The following is a 19,858-nucleotide window of genomic DNA, read 5'->3' as shown; positions in this document are numbered from 1 at the left end:
GCTTATCAGGCATCAGGGGAAATCATTTCTCTTTATTTCCGCCCATCGCTAAAGTAGGCCCCCTTTTTCGGATGCCACTGCGATGGAGATGCCATGCTCACCGGCCTGCTGATCGTGCTGCTGCCCCTGCTGCTGGGCTACCTGGTCCCGGTACGCCATGCCGGGCTGCTGGGCGGGATCAACCGCGGCGTCAATGCCTCGGTCTACGTGATCCTGCTGCTGATGGGGGTCGGCCTGGCGGGGCTGGACGACCTGGCCGGCCAGCTATCGCGGATGGGCGGCCAGGCCCTGGCGCTCTTCACGGTCACCGCCCTATGCAACCTGCCGGCCCTGTGGTGGCTCTCCCGCCGCCTGGGGCTGAGTGCCGGCACCTCCACGGTGGTGGCCGGCGCCCCCACCAGCAAGCTGGCCGCCCTCGGCGGCTCCCTGGCCCTGGTGGGCGTGGTGATCCTCGGCGTGGTGGCGGGGCTGGTGGGCGGCGCCTGGCTGGGCGAGACCCTGTTTCTCCGCGCCGAGACCCTGGCGGAGTGGGTGCTCTATGCCCTGCTGGCGTTGATCGGCTGCCAGCTCAGGAACTCCGGCATGCCGCTCAAGCAGATTCTCCTCAACCGCTTCGGCCTGGCCATCGCCACCACCCTGGCGGCGAGCTCCCTGCTGGCGGGGCTGCTGGCCGCGCCCCTGCTGGGCCTGAGCTGGAGCGAGGGCCTGGCCATGACCGCCGGCTTCGGCTGGTACTCCCTCTCGGCGATCCTGATCGGCGACCAGCTCGGCCCCTTGCTCGGCGGCGTGGCCTTCTTCAACGACCTGGCCCGGGAACTGCTGGCCTTCCTGCTGATTCCGCTGCTGATCCGCCGCCACACGGCCCTGGCCATCGGCTATGGCGGCGCCACCTCCATGGACTTCACCCTGCCGGTGATCCAGCAGCATGGCGGCGTGGCCTGCGTGCCCATCGCCGTGGTCAGCGGTTTTATCCTCTCGCTGCTCTCGCCGCCGCTGATCCTGTTCTTCCTGTCGCTGTAAGAACTCCCCTGCCGCTTTCCAGAGTTCACCCAACAGCATGGCGGCGTGGCCTGCGTGCCCATCGCCGTGGTCAGCGGTTTTATCCTCTCGCTGCTCTCGCCGCCGCTGATCCTGTTCTTTCTCTCCCTATAGACGAGAAAAGCCCGCGTCCGGGGACGCGGGCAAGCTCGAAACGGCAAGCGCGGTCGGAGTTCGGCGGGCCTAGAACCAGACCTCGGTCTGCACGCCGAAGCTCCACTGGCCACCGCTGAAGCCCTCGTCGCCGAAGCTGCCCCCGAACTCGTTCAACTCCTCGTCCCAGTCGGTGTAGGAGGCGAAGGCCCGGATCTCCGGACGCTGCCAGAAGCCGCCCACCTGGGGCTTGAAGGTGGGCGCGATGGTCAGCTTGCCCCAGTGGCCGCTGACGGCGTTGCCCCCCGCGCCCTGGTCGAGATCCATGTGCTGGTAGCTGCCCTCGTACTGCATCTCGAAGTTCTCGGTGATCTCGTTGGCCAGGCGCAGGTTGAGGGAGGCCCACTCGTAGCGGTCGCCGGAAGCGAGGCGATCCTCGCTGGTCTCGGCCAGCAGCGCCGGGGCGAGGCGCCAGTTGGCGCTCAGGTAGGTGGTGCCATAGACACCGACCCGGGTGGCGGTGGCATCCTCGGTCAGCTCACCGTTGCTGCCCAGCCCCTTGACCTCGGCCCCCAGCCCCTGGCCATGCAGCAGCGCCACCTTGAAGTTGCCCTCCCCCAGGCCGAAGAAGCTATCGCCGTGATAGGCGATCATGGTCTGGAAGCCGCCGTCGGCGGCGCTCTGGCCGGCACCGATATCGCGCTCGTCGTTGTCGGCGGCCGAGATGCCGTTGACCATCCACTGCCAGTTACCGAAATAGTTGTTGGCGGTGAGGATCAGGCTGTCGGTGTCGTCGGTCAGGCCGGGATTCTCGCGATCGACCGGGAAGTCGCTGAAGCTGCGCCCGTAGAGCGAGAAGTTGGCGCGCCAGCTGTCGGCCAGTTGGACATCGTAGATGCCCGCCCCGGTACCGGCCAGGAAGACGAAGTCGGTGTCGAGCCAGTGGATATCGAAGTTGTCGCGGTCGAAGCGCTTGCCGGCCCAGATGGAGGCGTTCTCGAAGGCGCCGGTGAAGCTCGGCAGGTCGCTGAACTCGGCATAGACCTGGCGCACGTTGAGGTTGGAGTCGCCGTTCCAGTCGTTGCTGGTGGTGGTCCCGTCGGCCAGCATGGTGCGGTAGTGAGCACGGGCGCCATTATCGAAGCGCATGCGGTAATTGAAGATCGCCTCGGCATAGGTGTCGGGCTCGTTGCCCAGGCGGCCCACGGCGCCCCCCACGGAGCCCGCCGGGGTCACATAGGGCCCACCGGGAAGGCTCTTGCGATCCTCGCCCAGCAGCAGCCCGGAGCGAGCATAGACATTAAAGGAGAAGCCCTCCTCCCCGCTGGCCTGGCGCTCGACCCGGGCCAGGCGCTCCTCCACCTCCTCGGAGGTGAGGCGGGTCTCGGCGGCCTCGGCCCGCTGCTCGGCGGCGGCGATACGCGCTTCCAGCTCGGCCAGGCGCCGCTCCAGGTCAGCGTCCTGGGCGGCGGCGGTTCCGGCCAGGGCGACCCCGGCGGCGGCGATGGCGATGGCGAGTGGGGCCTTGAAGGTGGCGACATTCATGTTCGTTGCTTCCCCTATTGTTATCTGTCTGGGTTCTGGGCGCACCGGAGACACGACTCCCGGCGACTTGGCCCCTGTCCCCTCCGCTCGGCGTCTGGATTGGCTCGGTGCCTAATCATCTCAGCGCCTAATCACCTCAGCGCACTGTATCGTTTAAGTCTTGCGGCACGAGTCGGCTCACGGAAGGCAGAGGACAGGCTCGAAACTTAATCGTTTAAGTCTTCCTGCTCAACGCGGCTCGAGGAAATTACGACCAATGTCTAGGAGCCGTCGCCATTGGGGGCGTCGGCACCATTCTTCCCTAGACAAAAGTCTAGGTTGATGGGGCCGCGCTCGATGGTCTTTACTGAGCCCAAAGCTTAATCGTTTAAGACAGCGTCCCGCACGCCCCATAACAATCCACAAGACACTCCGACGAGGACTCCAGCATATGTCGAAGCAGTCATTGATCACCGCCATCGCCCTGGGCACCGCGGCCCTGGCCGGTGGCGGCCAGGCCCTGGCGGCCGACCTGACCATCTCCTGCGGTGCCGTGGGCGTCGAACTCGAGCTCTGCGAGCAAGGCGTCACCCAGTGGGAGGAGCAGACCGGCCATAGCGTCGATATCGTCTCCACCCCCAACTCCTCCACCGAGCGCCTGTCGCTCTACCAGCAGATCCTCTCCGCCAACTCCAGCGACATCGACGTGCTGCAGATCGATGTGGTGTGGCCGGGCCTGCTGGCCAACCACCTGCTCGACCTCGGCGAGACATTGGGCGAGGACGCCGCCGCGGGTCACTTCCCGGCCATCGTCGAGAACAACACCGTCGACGGTCGCCTGGTGGCCATGCCCTGGTTCACCGATGCCGGGGTGCTCTACTACCGCAAGGATCTCCTCGAGGAGTACGGCTTCGCCCCCCCCGAGACCTGGGAGGAGCTCACCGCGATCGCCCGCGAGATCCAGGCCGGCGAACAGGCCGCCGGCGACCGCATCTGGGGCTATGTGTTCCAGGGCCGCGCCTACGAGGGCCTGACCTGCAACGCCCTGGAGTGGGTGGCCAGCCACGGCGGCGGCACCATCGTCGATGCCGAGGGCAACCTCACCGTCAACAACGCCGACGCCGCCGCGGCCCTGGACCTGGCCGCCAGTTGGATCGGCGACATCACCCCCGAGGGGGTGCTCAACTACACCGAGGAGGAGGCCCGCGGCCTGTTCCAGTCCGGCAACGCCGTGTTCATGCGCAATTGGCCCTACGCCTGGTCGCTGGCCCAGGGCGAGGAGAGCGAGGTCCGCGGCCGGGTGGGCGTGGTCAAGCTGCCCCATGGCGAAGGGGGCAATAGCGCGGCGACGCTAGGCGGCTGGAACCTGGCGGTCTCCCGCTACAGCGAGCACCCCGAGCTCGCCGCCGACCTGGTGGCCTTCCTGACCGGCGAGGCCGAGCAGAAGCGCCGCGCCATCGAGGGCTCCTACAACCCGACCCTCGAGCGTCTTTACGCCGACGAGGAGGTGCTCGCGGCGGTGCCCTTCTTCGGCACCCTCTACGACACCTTCGCCAACGCCGTGGCACGCCCCTCGGCGGCGACCGGCGAGAGCTACGGCCGCGTCTCCAACGCCTTCTTCGATACTACCCATAGCGTGCTCTCCGGCGAGATGTCGGCCCCCGACGCCCTGACCCAACTGGAAGGTCAGCTGCGTCGCCTCGAGCGTCGCTGGAAATGACCCCGGAGCTCGACATGACTACCACGACCCAGAGCGCGCCCACGAGGGCGCGCCCCTATCGCGGCACCAAGGTCCGCCGGCAGCGGGTCCGCGCCGCCTGGACCTTCCTCGCCCCCATGCTCGTCGCCCTGGCCCTGGTGGCCGGCTGGCCGCTGCTGCGCACCTTCTACTTCAGCCTCACCGACGGCACCCTCTCGGCGCTGGGCGACGCCAGCTTTATCGGCCTGGAGAACTACCTGGTCTACGACGACGGCGCCTGGTACGGCCTGCTCACCGACCCCATGTGGTGGCGCTCGGTGTGGAACACGGTGTTCTTCGCCGTGGTCTCGGTGTCCCTGGAGGTGGTATTCGGCGTCATCGTCGCATTGATCCTCAACGCCGAGTTCCGGGGGCGCACGCTGGTGCGCGCCGCGGTGCTGATCCCCTGGGCGATCCCCACCATCGTCTCGGCCAAGATGTGGGCCTGGATGCTCAACGACCAGTTCGGGATCATCAACCACCTGCTGATGACGCTGGGCATCATCGACGCCCCCATCGCCTGGACCGCCAGCGCCACCTACTCCATGTGGGCGGTGATCATGGTCGATGTCTGGAAGACCATCCCCTTCGTCGCCCTGCTCGCCCTGGCCGCCCTGCAGATGCTGCCCAAGGACTGCTACGAGGCCGCCGAGGTCGACGGCATCCACCCGGTCCGGGTGTTCTTCAGGGTGACCCTGCCCCTGATCACCCCGGCGCTGATGGTGGCGGTGATCTTCCGCCTGCTCGACGCCCTGCGCGTGTTCGACGTCATCTACGTGCTGACCTCCAACGCCTCCAGCACCATGACCATGTCGATCTACGCCCGCCAGCAACTGGTCGAGTTCCAGGACGTGGGCTACGGCAGCGCCGCCTCGACCCTGCTGTTCCTGATCATCGCCCTGGCCACGGTGGCCTACCTCTACCTGGGCCGCAACCGCCTGCAACTGGGAGGCGAATGACATGACCTCACGCCGACTCAACAAGCTCATCGCCCGCCTCGGCTTCTGGGTACTGGTGGCCGTGGTTCTGGTCTACGCCGTCTTCCCCTTCTACTACGCCGTGATCACCTCGCTGAAACCCTCCGGCGAGCTGTTCACCGTGAGCTACTGGGTGGATTCGCTGGACGTCTCCAACTATGTGGCGATCTTCGGCCAGAGCAGCTTCGTGCGCGCCATCTTCAACTCCATCCTGATCTCGATCAGCGTGGTCTTTATCGCCCTGCTGCTCGGCATCACCGCCTCCTATGCCCTGGGGCGGGTACGCTTCCGCGGCCGCACCACGGTGATGCTGGTGATCCTCGGGGTGTCGATGTTCCCCCAGGTGGCGGTGCTCTCCGGGCTGTTCGAGGTGATCCGCGCGCTCAATCTCTACAACAACCCGGCCGGCCTGATCCTCAGCTACATCATCTTCACCCTGCCCTTCACCGTCTGGGTGCTGACCACCTTTATGCGGCAACTGCCCCAGGAGCTCGAGGAGGCGGCGATCATGGACGGCGCCACTCCCTGGGTGACCATTACCCGGGTGTTCCTGCCGCTGATGTGGCCGGCCATGGCGACCACCGGGCTGCTGGCCTTTATCGCCGCCTGGAACGAGTTCCTCTTCGCCCTGACCTTCACCCTCTCCGACGACCAGCGCACCGTGCCGGTGGCCATCGCCCTGATCTCCGGCGGCAGCCAGCACGAGCTGCCCTGGGGGCCGATCATGGCCGCCTCGGTGACCGTCACCGTGCCCCTGGTGGTGCTGGTGATGATCTTCCAGAAGCGCATCGTCTCCGGCCTCACCGCCGGCGCCGTCAAGGGCTAACCCCATGCGATGCCACCCCAGGTGGAAAGACCAAGGGGCGCTGGGGGCAGGCCAGAGCGAAGCGTCTTTTTCAAGGGTGAGGAGCATGTCTCCGAACGGGCAGGCCAGGGATGGCCTACCCCGGCCCTGCAAGCGGAGCAGGATGCGAGAGCGCCGCAGGAAAAAGTCGAGCGCCCAGGGAAGGGTTTACAGCGTCTTCGCGAGGCCTGAGCCCAGGTTAGCCCCGTCCTTCATAAGAGCCCTCTGCTAGCACTGTTTTATGTCTCTCAAGGATCCTAAGATGCAAGACAACCTGACCTGGTGGCGCGGTGGCGTCATCTACCAGATCTATCCGCGCAGCTTTATGGACGCCAACGGCGACGGCATCGGCGACCTCAAGGGCATCACCGAGAAGCTCGACTACGTGGCGAGCCTCGGCGTCGACGGCATCTGGCTGTCGCCCTTCTTCACCTCGCCGATGCTCGACTTCGGCTACGACGTCAGCGACTACCGCGATGTCGACCCGATGTTCGGCACCCTGGACGACTTCAAGGCGCTGCTGGCCCGCGCCCACGAACTGGGCCTCAAGGTGATGATCGACCAGGTGATCAGCCATACCGCCGAGGTGCACCCCTGGTTCCAGGAGAGCCGCGCCGACCGCACCAATGCCAAGGCCGACTGGTACGTCTGGGCCGATCCCAAGCCGGACGGCACGCCGCCCAACAACTGGCTGTCGATCTTCGGCGGCTCGGCCTGGACCTTCGACTCCCGGCGCCGCCAGTACTACCTGCACAACTTCCTGACCAGCCAGCCGGACCTCAACTTCCACCACCCCGAGGTGCGTGCCGCCCAGCTGGACAATATGCGCTTCTGGCTGGAACTCGGCGTCGACGGCTTCCGCCTGGACACCGTCAACTTCTACTTCCACGACCCGGCGCTCACCGACAACCCCCCGGTGCCCGCCGGCGAGGCCAAGACCCTCGGCGCCCCGGACGCCAACCCCTATACCTGGCAGCGCCATGTCTATGACCTGAGCCGCCCGGAGAATCTCGACTTCCTCAAGGACCTGCGCGCCCTGATGGACGAGTATCCCGGTACCACCACCGTGGGGGAGATCGGCGACGACAATCCGCTGGCGCGCATGGCCGAGTACACCGCCGGCGGCGACAAGCTGCACATGGCCTACACCTTCGACCTGCTCAACGCGCCCCATTCGGCGACCTATCTCCGCGAGGTGATCGAACGCTTCCAGCGCCTGGCCGGCGACGCCTGGCCGTGCTGGGCGCTCTCCAACCACGACGTGGTAAGAAGCGCCACCCGCTGGGGCGCGGACGAGGACCCGCTCGCCTATCCCAAGGTGGCGCTGGCCATGCTCTTTTCGCTGCGCGGCAGCGTCTGTCTCTACCAGGGGGAGGAGCTGGGCCTGCCGGAGGCGGAGGTGCCCTTCGAGCGCCTCCAGGACCCCTACGGCAAGGTGCTGTGGCCGGAGTTCAAGGGTCGCGACGGCTGCCGCACCCCCATGCCCTGGAGCGATGCCCCCCAGGGCGGCTTTACCGCCGAGGACGTCGAGCCCTGGCTACCGGTGGAGGCCCGCCAGCTGCCGCTGGCCGTCGCCCGCCAGCAGGACGACCCGGCCTCGGTACTCAACGCCACCCGTCGCCTGCTGGCCTTCCGCACCGCCCACCCGGCGCTGGTCGATGGCAACCTGAGCCTGGTCGATGTCGGCGAGGACCTGCTCGGCTTCGTTCGTGAGAAGGGCGACGAGCGGCTCCTCTGCGTCTTCAACCTGACCGGCCAGGCCCACGAGACCCGGCTGCCGATGGCGGTCGGCGACGCGCTGGCGGGGCACGGTTTCCATGCCCAGCGGGACGGCGAGACCCTGCGTCTGCCCCCCTACCAGGCCGCCTGGTTCGCCCTCTGAGCCACACTCATAACCACAGGCCGGCCCGGACGAGGACTCCCATCACCGGGCCGGCAAGGAGACACCCCATGGCAAGCGTCACCCTCGACAAGGTCAACAAGGTCTTCGGCCATACCCATATCATCAAGGACGTCGACCTGGATATCGGCGACGGCGAATTCGTGGTCTTCGTCGGCCCCTCCGGCTGCGGCAAGTCGACCCTGCTGCGGCTGATCGCCGGGCTGGAATCGATCAGCGACGGCGAGCTCTCCATCGCTGGACAGGTGGTCAACGACCTGCCGCCCCGGGAGCGCGGCGTGGGCATGGTCTTCCAGTCCTATGCGCTCTATCCGCATATGACCGTCTACGAGAACATGGCCTTCGGCCTCAAGCTCGCCAAGACCGCCAAGGAGACGATCCACGAGCGGGTCATGGCCACCGCCCGCATCCTGCAACTCGAGGAGCTCCTCGAGCGCAAGCCCAAGGCGCTCTCCGGCGGCCAGCGCCAGCGTGTGGCCATGGGCCGCGCCATGGCCCGGGAACCGCGCATCCTGCTGTTCGACGAGCCGCTCTCCAACCTGGACGCCTCGCTGCGCGTGCAGATGCGCAACGAGATCGCCCGGCTCCATCAGCGCCTCGCCTCCACCATGATCTACGTCACCCACGACCAGGTGGAGGCCATGACCCTGGCCGACAAGATCGTGGTGCTCAACGCCGGCCGGGTCGAGCAGGTGGGCACGCCCCACGAGCTCTACCAGCGTCCGGCCACGCGCTTCGTGGCCGGCTTTATCGGCTCGCCGACCATGAACTTCCTGCCGGCGACACTGGTGGCCGGAAACGACGCGGGGTGCCGGGTGCGCGCCGCGGGTATCGGCGAGCTGGCCCTGCCCCAGGACACCGCCCACCAGGCGGCCGGCGAGGCGCTGACCCTGGGCGTGCGCCCCGAGCACCTGCGGCTGGCCGAGGCCTCCGGCGACAACGCCTTCGAGATCGTCAACGTCGAGTACCTGGGCAACGAGGTCTATGTCTACCTGGCGCCCAAGGCCGGCGAGACCCTGCTGATCCACCGCAGCGAGGCCCCCAGCCCCTGGCGTGTCGGCCAGAAGGTGGCCCTCGTGCCCGACCCCGAGCAGGTGCATCTGTTCGACGCCGACGACCGGGCACTGGGCGTGGCCACCGCCCGGGCGGTGGCCTGAGGCTGGAGGTGGCGCCTCGCCGACGAGGCGCCACCCGGGGCGCGGTGGCCAAGGGCCGGGATTGCGCCTATGATAGCGAGCCAACTGAATCGATCCAGATGGCGAAGGAAGCCCAAGTGTCTACCCCCCGTCGCATGACCCTCAAGGACCTGGCCCGGGAGCTCGGTGTCTCCACCGCGACCATCTCCAACGCCTTCAATCGTCCAGACCAGCTCTCTCCCGCCCTGCGTGAGCGCATCCTCGGCGAGGCCAAGCGCCTGGGCTATCGCGGCCCCGATGCCAAGGCCCGCAGCCTGCGCACCGGGCGCTCGCGGATCATCGCGGTGGTGCTCGCCGAGAGCCTGACCTACAGCATCAACGATGCGGTAGCCAGCGAGCTGCTCTCCGGCATCGCCGAGGTCCTCGATGCCCACGGCCATACCCTGCTGCTGCTCTCCGCCCGGCAGATGCGCAGCGAGCTGCCCGGCGCCGCCAGCATGGCGGATGGGTATATCGTCTATGGCCTGATGCCCAGCCAGGACCTGCTGGAGCCCCTGCCGCCCCAGTCGCCGCTGGTGGCGGTGGACTTCGATGTGGAGGGCCGCCCCTCGATTCATGTGGACGACGAGCCGGCCTGCTACGCCATCGCCCGCCACGCTCTGAGCCGCAGGGCACGCCGCCCCGCCATCATCAACCTGCGCCTTACCGCCGAGCCCTGCAACGGCCCCATCGGCGCCGACCGGCGGCTGCTCAGCGCCGACCAGACCATCACCCGCTCGCGGCTCTGTGGCTTCTATCGGGCCCTGGCCGAGGCGGGGCATGATCCCGCCGGCGTGCCCATGTGGAACGTCGAGGAGAACACCTTCGAGGTGTGCGCCCCGGTGCTCGAGGCGCTCCTCGACCTGCCCGAGGACGAGCGTCCCGACCTGCTGCTGTGCATGTCTGACCGCATCGCCCTGACCGCCCTGACCCTGGCCGAGCGGCGCGGCCTGCGCGTCCCCGAGGACCTGCGCCTGACCGGCTTCGACGGCATCGCCGAGGGCCAGTACCGGGCCCCGCGGCTGACCACGGTGCGCCAGGACAGCGTCGAGAAGGGGCGCATGGCGGCGCGCATGATCCTCGGCCTGACCGAGCCCCGCTCGCATACCCTCACCACCGAGCTCTGGCTCGGCGACAGCTGTCCCTGAAGGGCTTGCACTTTCCCTGCATAATGGCTGACCAAAGCCTGCACCCCGGCGAGCCAGACTGGGGTGTTTCCCGCGCTCGTGTGGAGAGATCAAGATGCGGCTGCCCCGCTACCTGCTATCGCGCCTCGGCTTCAAGCTCTTCGCCGTGATCCTGGTGGTCAATGTGGCCACCTCGGCGCTGCTCTTCGTGGGCGTCTCGCGCAGCCTCGACCAGGGCTTTATCGACTACCTGGAGACCACCCAGGCCAACCGCGCCCGCCAGCTCGCCGAGGCCCTGGGCGAGGAGTGGCGCCGACGCGGCGACTGGCAGTGGCTGCGCGAGACCCACCGCGCCTGGTATCGCCTGGTGCGCCAGCAGCTATTGGCCGGTCGCGAGGACCCCCGGGGCCTGGAGCCGCCGCTCGGCAATGCCCGGGACTTCGTGCTCAACGATGCCCAGGGGCTGCCGGTGATCGGCCTGGAGCGCCGCCACGACGAGGAGGAGGCCCCGGAGCTGGTCTGGCTGCCCATCGAGAGTGACGGCGAGAAGGTCGGCTCCCTGGGCTATCGGCGTCCCGAATCGCTGATGGCGCGCATGGACCGGGTCTTCCTGGAGCGCCAGCAGCGCAACCTGAGCATCATCGTCGCCTCCCTGGTGGTGGCCTCGCTGCTGCTGGCCGGCGGCCTCTCCTGGTGGCTGGGGCGACGCACCGGCGGCATGGCCCTGGCCACCCGGCGCCTCACCGAGGGCGACTACAGCATGCGCCTGACCGAGCGCGGCCACGACGAGCTGTCGCGCCTGGCCCACGACTTCAATGTGCTGGCGGCGACCCTGGAGGCCAATCGCCAGGCCCGCAGTCGCTGGGTCGCGGATATCGCCCATGAGCTACGCACCCCCCTGGCGGTACTGCATGGCGAGATCGAGGCGATGCAGGACGGTATCCGCCCCCTCAACGACACCAGCCTGCACTCCCTCGCCCAGGAGGTGGCCCAACTGGAGCGCCTGGTGGCCGACCTGCGCCTGCTGGCCCAGAGCGATGCCGGCGCCCTGGAGGCCTCCCTGGCGCCCCTCGACCTGAGCGAGGCCCTGGCCACCCGGCTGGAGGAGGCCCGGGGCTGGCTGGAGGACCGCGGCCTGACCCTGGAAACCCATATCCAGGGCCCGGCACCGATACGCGGCGATATGCAGCGCCTGCGCCAGCTGTGGAATAACCTGCTCGACAATAGCTGCGCCTACACCGAGGCCCCGGGGCACCTGAGGGTGACCCTGAGCCAGGACGCCGAGCGGGTGCGGGTGACCTGGGAAGACAGCGCCCCCGGGGTGCCCGCGGCGGCCCTGCCGCGGCTCACCGAGCGCCTCTACCGGGTCGAGGGCTCCCGCAACCGCGCCAGCGGCGGCAGCGGCCTGGGACTGGCCATCGCCAAGGCGCTGGTCACCACCCATGGCGGGCGCATGCACGCCTCCCCCTCACCGCTGGGCGGGTTATGCTGGACCCTCGAGTTCCCCCGCCTGCTGGAAGACACCCGCTAACGGAGACCACGCCATGCTCCCCGATGACACCATCCTGGTGGTGGAAGACGAGCCCAAGATCGCCCAGCTGGTGGGCGACTACCTGGCGGGCAACGGCTTCGCCTGGCACCACCTCGCCCATGGCGATGCGGTGATCCCCTGGCTCGGCGAGCAGACCCCGAGCCTGGTACTGCTCGACCTGATGCTGCCCGGTACCGACGGCCTGACCCTGTGCCGGGAGATCCGCGCCCGCTGGCCGGCACTGCCGGTGATCATGCTCACCGCCCGGGTCGAGGAGGTGGACCGCCTGCTGGGCCTGGAGCTGGGCGCCGACGACTATATCTGCAAGCCCTTCAGCCCCCGGGAGGTGGTGGCGCGGATCAAGGCGGTGCTGCGCCGCAGCCGCGCCCAGGATGCCCCCGTGGCGGAGAACGGCCTGAGCCTCGACGACGAGGGCTGGCGGGCCCTGGCCGACGGCCATGACCTGGAGCTGACCGCGGTGGAATTCCAGCTGCTCAGGGTGATGATGCAGGCCCCGGGGCGCATCTTCTCCCGGGATCAGTTGATGGATCATATGTACCGGGATCACCGGGTGGTCTCCGAGCGCACCGTGGACAGTCATATCAAGAAGCTGCGCAAGAAGATCGCCGAGGTCTGGCCGGAGCGCGAGATCATCCGCTCGGTCTATGGCGTCGGCTATAAATACCAGCCCGAGGAGTAGACTGGCAGGAGGTACGACTCGAGGGGCGCTGGGGGCAGGTCGAAGCTGAGCGTCTTTTTCAGGGGTGAGGAGGACTCCTCCGAACGGGTAGGCCATGGATGGCCTACCCCGGTCCTGCAAGCGGAGCAGGATGCGAGAGCGCCGCAGGAAAAAGTCGAGTGCCCAGGGAGGGGTCCACAGCGTCTTCGCGGGGGTCCGGCCTTCCGGGTGCCTGCCCCCAGAGTAGTCCTGCGCAAAAATCGATAACTCGGGCAAAGGGGAAATAAGATCCGTGCTTCCCCGAAGCTTGCACCCTCCCTGCACAAGCGACGACGACACTGAAGGCATCGACACACCGCAAAGGAGACGTTCGATGCCGATCACCCGCAAGCGGCTGATACCCGCCCTGCTGACCCTGGCCATCGCCCCCCTGTCGCTGACGGCCCTGGCCGATGGCCAGCGCGTCGGCCACCACGAGGGCCCCCATGGGGGGCTCCATGACGCCGGCCCCCGCCACGAGGCACTGCTCGAACGCCTCGACCTGGATGCCGAGACCCGGGCCGCCATCGACGAGGCCCGCCGAGCGCACCAGGCGACGCTGCACGAGCTGCACGCCGAGCACCGCGCCGAGCTGGAGGCGCTGCTGAGTGACGAGCAGCGCCAGGCCCTCGCCGAGGCCCGCCAGGAGCATCGCCAGCAACGCCGTGCCGCCATGCAGGCGCGCCTGGATGCCCTGATCGACGACTGGGCGCTCTCCGACGAGCAGCGTGAGGCCCTGACGGCCACCCGCGCCACCATCGCCGGCGACCTGGCCGAGCTCCGCGAGCGCGAGTTCGACGACCGGGAGGCGCGTCGCGACGCACTGCGCGAGCTGCGCGCGTCGCACCACGCCGCCCTCGCCGAGATCCTCGACGAGGCCCAGCTCGCCGAGCTCCAGGAGGCCATGCGCCCCGAGCGTGGTGAGCGTCACGGCAAGGACCGCGGTCACCGCCACCACGACGCCTGACCCACGCTTCCCTCACCCCGCGACGCCCGGCTCCTGCCGGGCGTCGTCGTTTCTTGTCGCCTCCCTGCCCTCTCCGCCCCCGGGTTGAAGATCCGTCGAGAAGTGCGTATTTTATTTGAACGGGCAATCAATAAAAATCCATTATGCATTAGCGATTGCCGGTCGCCTCGCCGACCGTGCCGGGGAAGCCCATCGGCTCCCCACTTGCCCCGACGCGACGCTTATCGCGTGTCTCGTATCCCGTTGCGACCCTGGCCGGCTCATCAGCAGGCAGGGCGATGAGATCACCGCTATTTTAATTGTGTGTTCAATCAAAATAACGACGATCCCAACCCCAGCACCCGGCCCCTTCGGTGCGAGACACAATATCAATAACTAGGGAGTCCCCCATGAACCAAGACAACCCGCGACGAGACCGGCTCAACCCCGCCGTCTTCCACGGCTCGGTGGCCGGTATCCTGATCTTCCTCGTCCTCACCATGACCTTCACCGACCAGGCCGGCGCCTTCTTCGATGCCGCCCTGGCCTGGGTCAACCAGACCTTCGGCTGGTACTACATGCTGGCGGTGGTGGCCTACCTGGTCTTCGTGATCCTGATCGGCTGCTCGCGCTTCGGCAGCATCCGCCTGGGCCCGGACCATGCCCGGCCGGAGTTCTCCCTGCTCTCCTGGTCGGCGATGCTGTTCGCCGCCGGTATCGGTATCGACCTGCTGTTCTTCAGCGTCGCCGAGCCGGTGGCCCACTACCTGGCGCCGCCGGACCTGACTCCGGAGAGCCAGGAGGCGATGCGCGCCGCCGTGGTGCAGACCTTTATGCACTGGGGCCTCTCCGGCTGGGGCCTCTATGTGCTGATGGGCATGGCCCTGGCCTACTTCAGCTACCGCCATCGCCTGCCGCTGGCCATCCGCAGCGCCCTCTACCCGCTGCTGGGCAAGCGTATCCATGGCCCCATCGGCCATGCGGTGGATATCACCGCGGTGCTCTCCACGGTGTTCGGCATCGCCACCAGCCTGGGCATCGGGGTGATGCAGCTCAACTACGGCCTCAACTACATGTTCGACGTGCCGGAGAGCCTCTCGGTGCAGGTGATCCTGATCGTCCTGGTGGTGATTATGGCCACCATCTCGGTGGTCAGCGGCGTGGAGAAGGGCATCCGTCGCCTCTCCGAGTTCAATATGCTGCTGGCGCTGGCCCTGCTGCTGTTCGTGCTCTTCCAGGGCCACACCCTGCAACTGCTCGACAAGCTGGTGAACAACGCCGGCGACTACTTCGCCGGCTTCGTGGCCAAGAGCTTCGACACCTACGCCTTCGCCGGCGAGGGCGCCAACCAGTGGAAGATGTGGTGGACCATCTTCTTCTGGGGCTGGTGGATCGCCTGGACGCCCTTCGTCGGCCTCTTCCTGGCGCGCATCTCCCGCGGGCGCACCATTCGCGAGTTCGTCGCCGGGGCCCTGGGCATCCCGCTGGCCTTTATGATGGTGTGGATGTCGGTGTTCGGTAACAGCGGCATCGAGCTGGTGGCTCAGGGCGCCGTGGAACTGGGCGAACAGGCCCTCAACACCCCCCAGACCACCATGTACACCCTGCTGGAGTCCTACCCCTGGGTGGGCCTGACCGCCGCCGTGGTGACCCTCCTGGGCATCGTCTTCTTCGTCACCTCGGCGGACTCCGGGGCCCTGGTGCTGGCCAACTTCACCTCCATCCTCTCCGACGTCAACCACGACGCCCCGGTGCGCCTGCGCATCTTCTGGTCGGCGGTGATCGGCCTGGTCACCGTGGCCCTGCTGATGGCCGGCGGCCTGGCGGCCCTGCAGAGCGCCGTGGTGGTCACGGCGCTGCCCTTCTCGGTGGTGATCTTCGCCATCATGGCGGGCCTCTACCGGGCCCTGCGCATGGAGGGCGACAAGGCCGAGGCGCGGCGCCGCATCGCCGGCACCGCCCCCGGCGGCGACTGGCGGGAGCGCCTCGACCGCGCCCTGGACACCTCCAACCGGGCCGGCGCCGGCGCCACCATCGAACACGCCATTCGCCCGGCCCTGACCCAGTTCGCCGAGGAACTGGAGGGCCGGGGTCAGAGCGCCAGCGTCAGCGAGGAGCGCCTCGAGGACGAGCCCCTGCCGCGACTCACCCTGCAGGTGGACTTCGAGGAGGCCCAGAGCTTCGTCTACCAGGTGCGCCCTCACCGCCTGCGGGCACCGAGCTTCCTGCCGGCGGATGACGACTACTACCTGCGCCTGGACGTCTACCTGGCCGAGGGCGGCCTGGGGCAGGACCTCAATGGCTATACCCGCGGCCAGGTGATCGGCGACGTCCTGGCGGAGTATGAGCGTCACCTGGAGTTCCTGGCCCTGTCCCGCGCCGACAGCGCCAAGGTGCATGCCATGCCCGGCTCCATCGGCGAGCTGAGCTAACCAGCACTCGCCATGCCGGCAGAACGACGGCGGCCCTTGGGGGCCGCCGTCGTCGTATGGTCCCCCCGCCCCCTCAGCGGGTATGATGGCGCCTCCCCTAGCCGAGGTACGTGATGATGTTGGATACCGCTCGCCGGCACCGCCCCTGGTCCTCCCTCCTGGCCCTGCTGCTGCTGGCCCTGCCCGGCGCCGCCCTGGCCGACGACGACTGGCCCCGGGGCCACTACCCGCTGCCGGAGCACGGCAGCCTGGTCGGCGCGCCCTATACGGTCGCGGCGAGCCACGAGCAGACCCTGCTGGATATCGCCAGGGAGCATGCCGTGGGCTACGAGGAGATCCGCAACGCCAACCCGGAGGTCAGCCTGTGGCTGCCCGGCGAGGGCACCGAGGTGGTGATCCCCGCCCAGCACCTGCTGCCGGACGCGCCCCGGGAGGGCATCGTCATCAATATCGCCGAGCTGCGACTCTACTATTATCCCGAGGTGGGCGACGGCGAGACGCCACGGGTCGAGACCTACCCCATCGGCATCGGCCGCGAGGGCTTCGATACCCCCCTCGGCACCACCCGCACCACCATGAAGCTGGAAGACCCGGCCTGGTACCCTCCCGAATCGGTACGCCAGGAAGCCGCCGCCCGGGGCGAGGAGGCGCCCGCCGTGGTGCCGCCGGGGCCGGACAACCCCCTGGGACGCCACGCCATCCTGCTGGAGATCCCCGGCTACCTGATCCATGGCACCAACCGCCCCGACGGCATCGGCATGCGTGCCAGCCGCGGCTGCATCCGCATGTTCCCGGAAGACGTGGAGGCGCTGTTCCGCTCGGTGCCGGTGGATACCCCGGTCAACCTGATCGACCAGCCCTTCAAGGCCGCCTGGCAGGACGGCACCCTCTACGCCCAGTCCTTCGCCACCCCCGAGGTGGAGGAGCGGGCCCTGACTCACCGCCTCGAGGCCCTGGCGACCCTGGAGGCGCTCAAGGCCGAGGCGCAGGTCGCCATCGACTACGCCGTGCTCAGCGAGGCCCTGGATGCCGCCCCGGGACGGATCGTCGGCCTCTCCCCCGGCGCCTGATTGCTTCCCGGAGCTATACAGCCGGGAGCTATCCTCATAAGAAACCCATGAGGATAGCCCCATGACGCCTTCCCCCGAGTGGCGGGTCTCACGATGGTTGAATAGCGAGCGCCCCCTGACCCTGGCCGGGCTCAGGGGGCGGGTGGTCCTGCTCCACGCCTTCCAGATGCTGTGCCCCGGCTGCGTGCTGCATGGCCTGCCCCAGACCCAGCGGGTGGCGCGGCTGCTGGCCGGCACACCGCTGACGGTGGTGGGCCTGCATACCGTCTTCGAGCATCACGCGGTGATGGGGCCCGAGGCCCTGGCGGTGTTTCTCGCCGAGCATGGCTACGACTTTCCGGTGGGCATCGACGCCCCCGGCCCCGCCGGCGACCCCCTGCCTCGCACCATGCGCGCCTATGGCCTGGAGGGCACCCCCAGCACCCTGCTCTTCGATGCCCGGGGACGGCTACGCTATCGCCACTTCGGCGTCGAGGAGGACCTGCGGCTGGGTGCCCAGCTGGGGCTGCTGCTGCAGGAGGCGGAGACCTCCTAAGCTCTATACGAAAACTGCCTGCGCTCGCCGACGTTTCGTACGCCCCCTAACGACAGCGGGGGCGCCATGGCGCCCCCGCGACTGTCGCCTCCCGAAGGGATCAGAAGAAGCCCAGCGGGTTGATGTCGTAGCTGACCAGCAGGTTCTTGGTCTGCTGATAGTGCTCGAGGGCCACCTTGTGGGTCTCGCGGCCGACGCCGGACTTCTTGTAGCCGCCGAAGGCGGCATGCGCCGGGTACTGGTGGTAGCAGTTGGTCCAGACGCGACCGGCCTGGATGCCGCGCCCCATGCGGAAGGCGACGTTGATATCGCGACTCCAGACCCCGGCCCCCAGGCCGAACTCGGTGTCGTTGGCGATGGCCAGCGCCTCGGCCTCGTCCTTGAAGGTGGTCACCGCCACCACCGGGCCGAAGATCTCCTCCTGGAAGACGCGCATCTTGTTATGGCCCTTCACCAGGGTCGGCTGAATGTAGTAGCCCTGGTCGATGCCCGCCTCCAGGCTCTCCTTGTCGCCACCGGTGAGGAACTCGGCGCCCTCCTGACGGGCGATCTCCATATAGGACAGGATCTTGTCGAACTGCTCCTGGGAGGCCTGGGCGCCCACCTGCACCTCGGTATCCAGGGGATTGCCGCGCTTGATCTGGCCGACCTTGTCCATGACCTTGGCCATGAAGGCGTCGTACATGGACTCCTGGATCAGCGCCCGGGACGGGCAGGTACACACCTCGCCCTGGTTGAAGAAGGCCAGCACCAGCCCCTCGGCGGCCTTGTCGATGAATTCCGGCTCGGCGTTCATGATATCGGCGAAGTAGATATTCGGCGACTTGCCGCCCAGCTCCACGGTGGAGGGAATGATGTTGTCGGCGGCGCACTTGAGGATATGCGCGCCCACCGGGGTGGAGCCGGTAAAGGCGATCTTGGCGATGCGCTTGCTGGTGGCCAGCGCCTGGCCCGCCTCGGCGCCATAGCCGTTGACGATATTGACCACCCCCGGCGGCAGCAGGTCGCCGATCACCTCCATCAGCTTGAGGATCGAGGCCGGGGTCTGTTCGGCGGGCTTCATCACCACGCAGTTGCCGGCGGCCAGCGCCGGGGCCAGCTTCCAGGTGGCCATCAGCAGCGGGAAGTTCCAGGGGATGATCTGCCCCACCACGCCCAGCGGCTCGTGGAAGTGGTAGGCCACGGTATTGGCGTCGATATCGGCGGCGGTGCCTTCCTGGGCGCGCAGGCAGCCGGCGAAGTAACGGAAGTGATCGATGGCCAGCGGCAGGTCGGCGTTGAGGGTCTCGCGTACCGCCTTGCCGTTGTCCCAGGTCTCGGCCACGGCCAGGGCCTCGAGGTTCTGCTCGATGCGATCGGCGATCTTCAGCAGGAGATTGCTGCGCTCGGCGGCGGCGGTCTTGCCCCAGGCCGGGGCGGCCTTATGGGCCGCGTCCAGGGCCAGCTCGATATCCTCGGCACCCGAGCGCGGCACCTGGCAGAAGACCTGACCATTGACCGGGCTGACGTTATCGAAGTACTGGCCCTTCACCGGCGGCACGAACTCGCCGCCGATATAGTTGCCATAACGGGACTCGAAGCCGACTACCGCGCCGGGCTGACCGGGATTGGCGTAGATCATGGCGTATCTCCTGAGATTATCGTTGTTGAATCGGACACCTCCCAGTGTTGGCCAACGGCGACGCTCGGGGCATCATGCCATGGCAGGAGGAGGCCTCCTCCTTTGGGAGGAGGCGACTATCGACAACGAGGAGCGTCCATGCATAGGTTGCTGGTGGCCGACGACCACCCCCTGTTTCGCGAAGCGATTAGCGGCGTGATCGCCGCCGGCCTCGAGGCCAGCGAGGTCCTCGAGGCGGCCAGTCTCGCCGAGGCGCTACGGCTGGCCACGACCCATGAGACCCTGGACCTGGTGCTGCTCGACTTGGGGCTGCCGGACGCCGACGGCCTGAGCGGCCTGACCCGGCTGCGGGAGGCGGCCCCGGAGCTGGCGGTGGTGATCGTCTCCGCCGAACAGCAACGGGCCACCGTGCTCGAGGCCCTGGAGCTGGGCGCCGTGGGCTATATCCCCAAGTCGACGCCCCGGGAGACGCTGCTCGATGCCCTGCGCCAGGTGCTCGAGGGCCAGGTCTATCTGCCGCCGACCATCATGCGCACGCCGCCCGCCCCCGCTGCGTCGCCGGCCCCCCTCGCGGAGAATCCCCTGACCG

16 protein-coding genes are annotated in these 19,858 nt (G+C 68.0%); 14 read left to right on the top strand and 2 right to left on the bottom strand.

Features of this window, described 5'->3' with window-relative positions; all coding sequences use genetic code 11:
- The first annotated feature begins 93 nt into the window (after positions 1 to 93).
- On the top strand, positions 94 to 1,020 hold the full coding sequence (locus NFU04_RS05955) for a LysO family transporter (RefSeq protein ID WP_251308596.1): 927 nt from the start codon (positions 94 to 96) through the stop codon (positions 1,018 to 1,020).
- Positions 1,021 to 1,221: 201 nt separating this feature from the next.
- On the opposite strand, the gene NFU04_RS05950 is transcribed toward NFU04_RS05955, so the two are convergent.
- On the bottom strand, positions 1,222 to 2,676 hold the full coding sequence (locus tag NFU04_RS05950) for a carbohydrate porin (protein WP_251308595.1): 1,455 nt from the start codon (positions 2,674 to 2,676) through the stop codon (positions 1,222 to 1,224).
- A 430-nt stretch (positions 2,677 to 3,106) separates the two neighbouring features.
- Here NFU04_RS05950 and NFU04_RS05945 point away from each other — a divergent pair, with 430 nt between their 5' ends.
- From NFU04_RS05945 to NFU04_RS05890, 12 genes are all read left to right on the top strand, one after another.
- Entirely contained in the window at positions 3,107 to 4,375 is a 1,269-nt protein-coding gene (locus NFU04_RS05945) for an ABC transporter substrate-binding protein (protein WP_251308594.1), read from the top strand.
- Between the two features lie 14 nt (positions 4,376 to 4,389).
- The gene (locus NFU04_RS05940; protein ID WP_251308593.1) at positions 4,390 to 5,352 is read left to right on the top strand and encodes a carbohydrate ABC transporter permease; all 963 of its coding nucleotides are present in this window, start codon (positions 4,390 to 4,392) and stop codon (positions 5,350 to 5,352) included.
- 1 nt (position 5,353) lies between these two features.
- Entirely contained in the window at positions 5,354 to 6,196 is an 843-nt protein-coding gene (locus NFU04_RS05935) for a carbohydrate ABC transporter permease (protein WP_251308592.1), read from the top strand.
- A 280-nt stretch (positions 6,197 to 6,476) separates the two neighbouring features.
- Positions 6,477 to 8,096, top strand: coding sequence for an alpha-glucosidase family protein (locus tag NFU04_RS05930; RefSeq protein ID WP_251308591.1), 1,620 nt, complete (start codon positions 6,477 to 6,479; stop codon positions 8,094 to 8,096).
- Between the two features lie 68 nt (positions 8,097 to 8,164).
- Complete coding sequence (locus NFU04_RS05925) at positions 8,165 to 9,271, top strand: ABC transporter ATP-binding protein (RefSeq protein ID WP_251308590.1); 1,107 nt, start codon at positions 8,165 to 8,167, stop codon at positions 9,269 to 9,271.
- Between the two features lie 116 nt (positions 9,272 to 9,387).
- Positions 9,388 to 10,437, top strand: coding sequence for a LacI family DNA-binding transcriptional regulator (locus NFU04_RS05920; RefSeq protein WP_251308589.1), 1,050 nt, complete (start codon positions 9,388 to 9,390; stop codon positions 10,435 to 10,437).
- 94 nt (positions 10,438 to 10,531) lie between these two features.
- Positions 10,532 to 11,947: an ATP-binding protein gene (locus NFU04_RS05915; protein WP_251308588.1), complete on the top strand. Its 1,416-nt coding sequence runs from the start codon at positions 10,532 to 10,534 to the stop codon at positions 11,945 to 11,947.
- Between the two features lie 13 nt (positions 11,948 to 11,960).
- A complete protein-coding gene (locus NFU04_RS05910) occupies positions 11,961 to 12,647 on the top strand; it encodes a response regulator (RefSeq protein WP_198057189.1) in 687 nt (228 codons plus the stop codon).
- Positions 12,648 to 12,999: 352 nt separating this feature from the next.
- Positions 13,000 to 13,632 carry a hypothetical protein gene (locus NFU04_RS05905; protein WP_251308587.1) on the top strand — a complete coding sequence of 211 codons (633 nt, stop codon included), beginning with the start codon at positions 13,000 to 13,002 and terminating at the stop codon, positions 13,630 to 13,632.
- A 389-nt stretch (positions 13,633 to 14,021) separates the two neighbouring features.
- Positions 14,022 to 16,043: a choline BCCT transporter BetT gene (gene betT / locus NFU04_RS05900; RefSeq protein WP_251308585.1), complete on the top strand. Its 2,022-nt coding sequence runs from the start codon at positions 14,022 to 14,024 to the stop codon at positions 16,041 to 16,043.
- A 113-nt stretch (positions 16,044 to 16,156) separates the two neighbouring features.
- Positions 16,157 to 17,113: a L,D-transpeptidase family protein gene (locus tag NFU04_RS05895; protein ID WP_251308584.1), complete on the top strand. Its 957-nt coding sequence runs from the start codon at positions 16,157 to 16,159 to the stop codon at positions 17,111 to 17,113.
- Between the two features lie 61 nt (positions 17,114 to 17,174).
- Positions 17,175 to 17,648 (top strand): TlpA disulfide reductase family protein, encoded by a 474-nt coding sequence (locus tag NFU04_RS05890; RefSeq protein WP_251308583.1) that lies wholly within the window; start codon positions 17,175 to 17,177, stop codon positions 17,646 to 17,648.
- A gap of 100 nt (positions 17,649 to 17,748) precedes the next feature.
- Here NFU04_RS05890 and exaC read toward each other — a convergent pair whose 3' ends face one another.
- The gene (exaC, locus tag NFU04_RS05885) at positions 17,749 to 19,269 is read right to left on the bottom strand and encodes an acetaldehyde dehydrogenase ExaC (RefSeq protein WP_251308582.1); all 1,521 of its coding nucleotides are present in this window, start codon (positions 19,267 to 19,269) and stop codon (positions 17,749 to 17,751) included.
- 138 nt (positions 19,270 to 19,407) lie between these two features.
- On the opposite strand from exaC, the gene NFU04_RS05880 reads away from it, so the two are divergent.
- A partial coding sequence (locus NFU04_RS05880; protein WP_251308580.1) for a response regulator occupies positions 19,408 to 19,858 on the top strand: 451 nt, incomplete at its 3' end.

It is taken from the genome of Halomonas sp. NCCP-2165, from assembly GCF_023708045.1.
GTDB classification, from domain to species: Bacteria; Pseudomonadota; Gammaproteobacteria; order Pseudomonadales; family Halomonadaceae; genus Bisbaumannia; species Bisbaumannia pacifica.
Note: the sequence above shows the minus strand (reverse complement) of the source record. Positions and strands in the feature narration are given on the sequence as shown.